This window comes from Mesorhizobium sp. M2A.F.Ca.ET.037.01.1.1 (assembly GCF_003998075.1).
Taxonomy (GTDB): Bacteria; Pseudomonadota; Alphaproteobacteria; order Rhizobiales; family Rhizobiaceae; genus Mesorhizobium.
On record NZ_RZSA01000214.1, the window covers coordinates 1 to 7853 of the forward strand.

General features: G+C 63.1%; 6 protein-coding genes and 1 pseudogene. 3 read left to right on the forward strand and 4 right to left on the reverse strand.

Annotation, left to right across the window (positions count from 1 at the left end):
* From EOA27_RS13155 to ettA, 3 genes are all read right to left on the reverse strand, one after another.
* A partial coding sequence (locus EOA27_RS13155; RefSeq protein ID WP_127256376.1) for a beta-ketoacyl-ACP synthase III occupies positions 1 to 1043 on the reverse strand: 1043 nt, incomplete at its 3' end.
* Between the two features lie 118 nt (positions 1044 to 1161).
* Positions 1162 to 1929 (reverse strand): trans-aconitate 2-methyltransferase, encoded by a 768-nt coding sequence (gene tam, locus EOA27_RS13160; RefSeq protein WP_126081967.1) that lies wholly within the window; start codon positions 1927 to 1929, stop codon positions 1162 to 1164.
* A 40-nt stretch (positions 1930 to 1969) separates the two neighbouring features.
* Positions 1970 to 3619, reverse strand: coding sequence for an energy-dependent translational throttle protein EttA (gene ettA / locus EOA27_RS13165; protein ID WP_126081966.1), 1650 nt, complete (start codon positions 3617 to 3619; stop codon positions 1970 to 1972).
* A gap of 266 nt (positions 3620 to 3885) precedes the next feature.
* Here ettA and EOA27_RS13170 point away from each other — a divergent pair.
* Positions 3886 to 5163, forward strand: a pseudogene (locus tag EOA27_RS13170) (GGDEF domain-containing protein).
* Positions 5164 to 5192: 29 nt separating this feature from the next.
* Here the strand turns inward: EOA27_RS13170 and EOA27_RS13175 are convergent.
* Positions 5193 to 6197, reverse strand: coding sequence for a ribonuclease (locus tag EOA27_RS13175; RefSeq protein WP_126081965.1), 1005 nt, complete (start codon positions 6195 to 6197; stop codon positions 5193 to 5195).
* Positions 6198 to 6390: 193 nt separating this feature from the next.
* Between EOA27_RS13175 and EOA27_RS13180 the strand changes: the two genes are divergently transcribed.
* Positions 6391 to 7323, forward strand: a complete 933-nt coding sequence (locus tag EOA27_RS13180; protein ID WP_126081964.1) for an alpha/beta hydrolase — start codon at positions 6391 to 6393, stop codon at positions 7321 to 7323.
* Positions 7324 to 7405: 82 nt separating this feature from the next.
* Positions 7406 to 7853 (forward strand): CaiB/BaiF CoA-transferase family protein (locus EOA27_RS13185; RefSeq protein WP_145970337.1); only part of this gene is annotated, 448 nt, incomplete at its 3' end.

Genomic DNA, 7853 nt, shown 5'->3' on the forward strand with positions numbered 1-7853 from the left:
ATGTCGGCATGGTTCTCGGACAGCGCCACGATTGCGCCGGCGCCGGCGGTGTTGCCGAGCCGCTCCAGCACCATGGGCGCGCGGTCATGGTCGACGTCATGGCCGAAGGACAATTTCAGGATCATCGCATTCATGCGCGCATTGGCCTGGTGCAGCCAGAAGCGGCGGATGCCCCCCGGTGTCAGCCCGTGCTCGGCCAGGAATTCGACGATGAACTTCTGCCCGGCAACCGTGACTTCCTTGAACACCTTGTTGCCGACTTGCTTGATGAGATTGCCTTCCAGGTTGATCATGTAGGGATCCTCCTGGGCAGTGCGCGTGTAATAGCCGAGATTGGTGCGGATGTTGTTCGACATCTGCGTCCAGGTGCGTGTGTCGAGCACCTCGAAACGCCCCGGCCGCTTCTCGCCTTGCGCCAGTCCCTCGACGACCATGGCGACCGAGGCGTCGCCGAAGATGAAATGCGTCTGCCGATCGCGGAAGTTGAGATGGCCGGTGATGATTTCCGGCGTCGACACCAGGACACGTTTGTGCGCCCCTGCCCTCACCAGGTTGACGGCGACATGCAGCGCGGCTGCCGCCGAAGAGCAGCCCAGCCCCATGTCGAAGCCGGCCCCCTTAGTGCCCAGCGCCTCCTGCATCTCGATGGCGATGGCCGGATAGGGCCGCTGATGGTGCGAGGCCGAGCAGATCACCAGGTCGATGTCTGACCCATCGACGCCTGCATGGGCAAGCGCCTTCCTGGCCGAGGCGATGCCGAACTCCGCCTCCAATGACAGCGCGTCGTCCGGCCGCGCCGGAATGCGCGGCGACATGCGAGTCGGATCGAGGATTCCCTCGCGCTCGATAACATGACGGCTCTTGACCCCCGAGGCATGCACGATGAAATCGCTGTCCGATTTCTGTAAAAGCGGCTCGCCGGTGTCGGCGCGCCGCGCATTCTCGGTGTCGACCCAACTGTTGAAGCTTGCGACCAGCTCCTCATTGGTTATGACGGGTTCAGGGATTTCGGCGCCGATGCCGCTGATGATGACGCGATGCATGTCCAATCCGTCCGAGGGGAGGCAAGTGGTGCCGAGGCGAGGCGCTACACTTGTCGCATTTGCCCGGTTTATTCCAGCTTAATTCGACAACCATCGCTGGCATTCAGGTGGTGGATGCTCAAGCGCGTTTGGCGACGATGAAGATACGCGGGAAGCGCAACAGCACCTTGCCGTTCGCGGTTTTCGGATAGGCCTTGGCGATCTTGGCGGTATAGCTGTCGAGGAACACTTTCTTCTGATCCGGATCGAGCGGATCGAGGAAGGGCTTCAGCCCCGTCGACTTGACCCATTCGACGATCGCTTCGGCGTCGGCCAGCGGATGGTTGTAGATCGTGTGCCAGATGTCGAGCCGGTCGGCGAGCGGCGACAACAGATCGTAGTAGAAGGACACCGGCGGCAGAGGTCCGCGCGCGGCGCCCTTGAGCCTGGCCGCAAACGGCACTTCCGCCGCGGTCTCGCGCATCAGCTGGTGCGAGGGCTCGCCGAGATTGTCCGGCATCTGCACGGCCAGGGCGCCGCCCGGCGCCAGAAGTCCAATCAGCCGCTGGAACACCGCCGGGTGCTCCGGCAGCCACTGGAAGACGGCATTGGCGAAGATCACGTCGACGGGATGCTCGGGCTGCCATTTGGCGGCGTCCGCCAGCTCGAAATTGACATTGGGCAGCCGCGCCCTCGCCTTTTCGAGCATATCGGGCGAGGTGTCAAAACCGCTGACCCGAGCGTCCGGCCAGCGCTCGACCAGAAGTTCGGTCGAGTTGCCCGGACCGCAGCCGATGTCGACGACGCGGCGCGGAAAATCGACCGGCACCTGCGCCACGAGATCGCGCGCGGGCCGCGTGCGCTCATCCTCGAACTTCAGATATTGGGCGGCGGACCAGTCAGCCATTTGAGACCCTCGCTCTGTTCGCCGCCCCTTCGGACCGATGCTACCTTGTCAGCCGCTTGTGCGTCATGCGGTGTGGCGCCGCCGCTTCCGCACCGAGGCGGCGCAGCTTGTCCTTCTCATACTCCTCGAAATTGCCTTCGAACCATTCGACGTGCGCGTCGCCCTCGAAGGCGAGCATGTGCGTGGCCATGCGGTCGAGGAACATGCGGTCGTGGCTGATGATGACCGCGCAGCCGGCATAGGCTTCGAGCGCATCTTCCAGCGCGGCCAGCGTTTCGGTGTCGAGGTCGTTGGTCGGTTCGTCGAGCAGCAGCACATTGCCGCCGCCCTTCAGCATCTTGGCCAGATGGACGCGGTTGCGCTGGCCGCCCGAAAGGTTGCCGACCTTCTGCTGCTGGTCGCCGCCGCGGAAGTTGAAGGACGAGCAATAGGCGCGGCTGTTGACCTCGTGCTTGCCGAGCTTGATGACCTCGGCGCCGCCGGAGATCTCTTCCCACACCGTCTTGTTCGGGTCGAGCGCGTCGCGGCTCTGGTCGACATAGCCGAGCTTGACGGTCTCGCCCTTGCGGATCGAGCCAGCATCCGGCGTCTCCTGACCGGTGATCATCTTGAACAGCGTCGTCTTGCCGGCGCCGTTCGGGCCGATCACGCCGACGATGCCGCCCGGCGGCAGCTTGAACGACAGGTTCTCGATCAGCAGCTCGTCGCCAAAGCCCTTGTTGAGGCCTTCGACCTCGATGACGACATTGCCGAGGCGCTCGCTCGTCGGGATGACGATCTGCGTGTCGGTCGGCTTGCGGTTCTGCGACTGCTCGACCAATTCCTCATAGGCCTTGATGCGCGCCTTCGACTTGGTCTGGCGCGCCTTGGGCGAGGACTGGATCCACTCGCGTTCGCGCCAGATCGACTTCTGACGGGCGTCGTCCTCGCGCCCTTCCTGGATCAGGCGCTTGGCCTTGGCGTCGAGATATTTGGTGTAGTTACCCTCGTAAGGAATGCCGCGGCCGCGATCGAGCTCGAGGATCCAGCCGGTGACGTTGTCGAGGAAGTAGCGGTCGTGGGTGATGATCAGCACCGAGCCCGGATAGTCGCGCAGATGCTTTTCCAGCCACTGCGTGGTCTCGGCGTCGAGATGGTTGGTCGGTTCGTCGAGCAGCAAGAGGTCGGGCTGTTCGAGCAGCAGGCGGCAAAGCGCCACGCGGCGACGCTCACCGCCCGACAGGTTGGTCACGTCGGCCTCCGGCGGCGGACACTGCAGCGCGTCCATCGCCATCTCGACCTGCTGTTCGAGATCCCACAGATTGAGGCGGTCCATCTCGTCCTGGAGCTTGGCCGACTCGTCGGCCGTCTCGTCGGAATAGTTCATCATCAGCTCGTTGTAGCGCTCGATGATGGCGGTCTTCCTGGCGACGCCGTCCATGACGTTTTCACGCACGGTCTTGGTGTTGTCGAGCTGCGGCTCCTGCGCCAGGTAACCGACGGTCGCGCCTTCTGCCAGCCACGCCTCGCCCTGGAATTCCTTGTCGAGCCCGGCCATGATGCGCAGAATCGTCGACTTGCCCGAACCGTTGGGGCCGAGGATGCCGATCTTGGCGTCCGGATAGAAGGACAGGTGAACATTATCGAGCACCTTCTTGGTGCCATAGGCCTTCGACAGGCCTGACATGTGATAGATGAACTGGCGAGCCACGCGCGCTTTCCCTGGAAACTGAAGTGTCAAAGTGAATGGGGGTTGCGCGCTATGTAGGCGATGAAGCGCTGCACGGCAATCGCTTTCGGCGCGCAGGCCGTCAAACGGCGCGCATTCGCCGGTTTTGCGGTCCCACTCCGTCCATAGCTTTTCACCGCCGCCGGCCATGGCCTGAAATCAGCGGTTAACCATTCGCCTTCAAAACGCTAATAGGTTGGCAAATTGGCGGCCATGCCGCGGTTTCGGGGAAAGATCGGATCGACGACGTGCTGAACGGTGCCCTGCTCCTTGCCGAAGCGGTTCTGTATTTCGGCGCCATGGTCACGCTTTTCCGCTTCCGGCGACGCATCGGGCTTGGCGTGTTCATCTGCGCGCTCGGCGTCATGCACTTCCTCGAAACCTACCTCGCCAGCGTCTTTTATGTCGCGCTGCCGTTCGGGCTGGTATCGCCGGGCTCCGCCGTGCTGTTCTCCGGCAAGCTGGTGATGATCCTTCTGCTCTACATGAAGGAGGATGCGGCGACCGTGCGCCAACCGATCTACGGTCTTTTGCTCGGCAACGCCCTGATGATCGGCCTGGTGCTGATCCTGCGGCTGCACGCCGTTTCGCCGCTTCCCGACGGCAGGATGCCCGACATCGCCTTCATCGACGAGATGGGCTGGCTGATGGTCTGGGGCACCTCGCTGCTCTTCATCGACGCCATCCTGATCATCCTGCTCTACGAGAAGCTCGGCGCCTATCTGCGCGCCAGGCCGTTCATGCGCATCCTAGCATCGGTCGCCTGCGTGCTCACCTTCGATCAGGCCGGCTTCTTCACCGCGCTGCATTTCGTCGCCGGCGCGCCGATCGAGGTCTTCTTGGGGGGCTGGCTCGCCAAGATGGGCGCCGCGCTTGCCTATAGCGGCATGCTCATAGCCTATCTCAAATGGATCGAGGACAATGATGTCGCCGTACCGCGCGGCCTCTCCGACATCTTCGACACCCTCACCTAACGCGAACGCTATGAGGCCCTGGTCAAATATGTCGGCCGCGACGGTCTTACCGGCCTGCTGCATCGCGGCAGCTTCGATGCCGACGGCGAATCCGCGGTCACGGCCGCCATCAGGATGGGCAAGCCGCTTAGCCTTCTCATCGTCGACGTCGACCATTTCAAGTCGATCAATGACCGCTTCGGCCACGCCGAGGGCGACAAGGTGTTGAAATCGATGGCCGCGCTGCTGGCCGAGACGATCGGCGGCAACGATCAGGTGTTCCGGATCGGCGGCGAGGAATTCGCCATACTGACGCAACAGTCGCACGCGCCCGCCAGGCTGCTCGGGGAGACCATCAGGAACGCCACCAAGACCTCGGGGCATACTGCCCGCTTCAACATCACGGTGAGCGCCGGCGTCTCCACCGTCAGCGAGACGACGCGCTCCCTTGCCGACATTTTCGCGCTGGCCGATCAGCGTCTCTACAAGGCCAAATTCAGCGGCCGCGACCGCGTGGTCGGGGAGCCAGGCAGCGAGCCGATCATCATCCAGGCGACGCCCAGATCGGCCTGACCAAGAACGGCCTGCTCAATCAATCCCGCCTACTGGAAACCGATCGCGTCGACCGTCCCCTTCGGACAGCCGGCCTTGGCTGTCGGCGCGGACGCCATGAGGAGGTCGGCGAGCTTGCTGTCGGGCCCGATCGGGCCTGACAGGCCGAGCGTGATCTCGCCGATCAGACGCCGGCCGCTCGACGGGTCGACCAGACAGGAGACGCGCACGCGGTCCCCGGCGCCGGCGCCGAAGGCCGCGTTGAAGGCGCCGCGGATCTGGTCGGAGGTCAATTGCTTGCCGATGTTCTTGGTGAAGAAATCGCGCACCTGGGAAGCGTTCACCGCCCGCATCAGATTGAGCGCATCGGAGAAATACTCCTGCTGGCTCTTGCCGTAGCAAGTGCCGTGCTTGATCCATTCATGCCGCTCCAGCTTGGAGGCGGTGCCTGGCATCACTTGGTCGAGCTCGGCGCGCGTGTTCGCGTCGAGCTTTACCGGCGGCAAATCTCCCCAATGCGCCGGATTGTCATTGGCTTTGTCGGCCGCCGGCACCTGGCAATAGAAATTGCCGTTCGGCTGCGGCCACAATCCATGCAGCGTGAAATGCGAGGCATCGAACTCGGTGGGATTCTGCGCCTTGCATTCGGGCTTGCTTGCCTTGGTCTCGCAGAAGGCCGGCTCCCAGCTCAGCGCAAAGACATATTCGGGTTTTCCGGAGGCCGACGGCTTGGTCTGGCCGGACGGCGCCGAGGTGGTCGCCGCGCTGCCGCCGCTGACATGGCCGCAGCTGATCTTCACCCAGCGCCGCTCGGGGTCGGCGCCCGGCACCTGGATGAGATAATGGGTCGGCTCGTCCTTGTTGCCGGCAAGAAGATCGTAGGACTTGCCTGCTTCGGTCGAGATGTTGCCGGGGTTCTTACCGTTCTTGATCGCCTGCGTCGCCGGACAGGCGCTGTCGGCCACGAAAGTTCCGCTCATCTTCACGTCGGCATGCGCCGCGCCGGCGCCGACCAGAGCCAGCACCATTGAACCCCACAATGCCCAAACCCGCATTCCCGCTCTCCGGCGATCATTGATCCGTATTGGATTCGTCACACTAGAACAGCCGACGTGTCAGAATTGCGATCTTTTTTCACCGTGCGAAAAAACAATCCCCAGCTGAGCGCTCCATCGGCGTGTTCGCAAGCGCGCCCGTCCACTTGACGTACGTGGCGCCCTTGCCCAACAGTCACCAAGGGAGCGAGACATGCCATTCGACAAGCAAACCAGGCTGGCCTCACCGACCGGGGCCGAGCTCAACCTCTATGTGAAACACGCTGAGGCGAAGCCACGCGCCGTGGTGCAGATCAACCATGGTCTGGCCGAGCATGCTGCGCGCTACGCCCGCTTTGCCGATTACCTCGCGCCGCACGGATTCCACGTCTACGCCCATGACCATCGCGGCCATGGCGCGACGAAGGCGCCCGACGCGCAGCTCGGCAAGTTCGCGGACAGCAACGGCATCGCCAAGGTGATCACCGATGTTGACGCCGTTCACGACCTGATCGCGAAAGAGCATCCGGGACTGCCGGTGATCGTTTTCGGGCATTCGTTGGGCGCCTCGATAGCCCTCAACTTCGTGCTGCGTCATTCCGAACGCGTGCATGCTGCCGCGATCTGGAACGGCAATTTCTCGCAAGGGCTTCTTGGCCAATTGGCACTGCTCATCCTCGGCTGGGAACGCATGCGGCTGGGCTCCGACGTGCCATCGCGCCTCCTGCCCAAGCTCACCTTCCAGGCCTGGGGCAAGGCGGTGCCCAACCACCGCACCCTATTCGACTGGCTCTCGCGCGACGCGATCGAGGTCGACAAATATGTCGCCGACCCGCTCTGCGGCTGGGACGCCTCGATCTCGATGTGGCGCGATGTCGTCAACATGGCGCAGCACGCCGGCAAGGATTCCAGCTTTGCCGGCGTTCGGCGCGACCTCTTCGTCAACCTTCTCGGCGGCGAGAAGGATCCTGCGTCAGACTACGGCAAGGCCGTGCATCATTTGGCAAAGCGCATGCAGGCGATGGGCTTTTCGAATCTGGTTTCAAAGGTTTACGCCGACACCCGCCACGAAAGCTTGAACGAGATCAACCGCGACACCGTCATGAACGATTTCGCCGCCTGGGCCGACAGCGTGCTGAAACCCTGATCCGGCTTGGCCTACTGCATGGGGTCGTGACACGACCGGTGCGGGTTGCTAGAGGCTGCCTTTCGTTAGAACACGGTGATCCATGGCCGAACCCCCGCTGAAAGGCATCCGCGTTATCGAACTTGCCCGCATCCTGGCCGGCCCCTGGGCCGGCCAATTGCTGGCCGACCTCGGCGCCGACGTCATCAAGGTCGAGAGCCCGGACGGCGGCGACGATACCCGCAAATGGGGCCCGCCCTTCGTCATGAGCCATGACGGCGAGAACCTCTCGGCCGCTTATTACCACTCCTGCAATCGCGGCAAGCGTTCAATCGCCATCGATTTCTCCCAGCCCGAAGGCGCCGAGACGCTGCGCAAGCTGGTCGCCACCGTCGATGTGCTGATCGAGAACTTCAAGCTCGGCGGCCTCAAGAAATACGGCCTCGATTATGAAAGCCTGAAGGCGATCAATCCGCGCCTCGTCTATTGCTCGATCACCGGCTTCGGCCAGGACGGTCCCTATGCGCCCCGCGCCGGCTACGATTTCATCA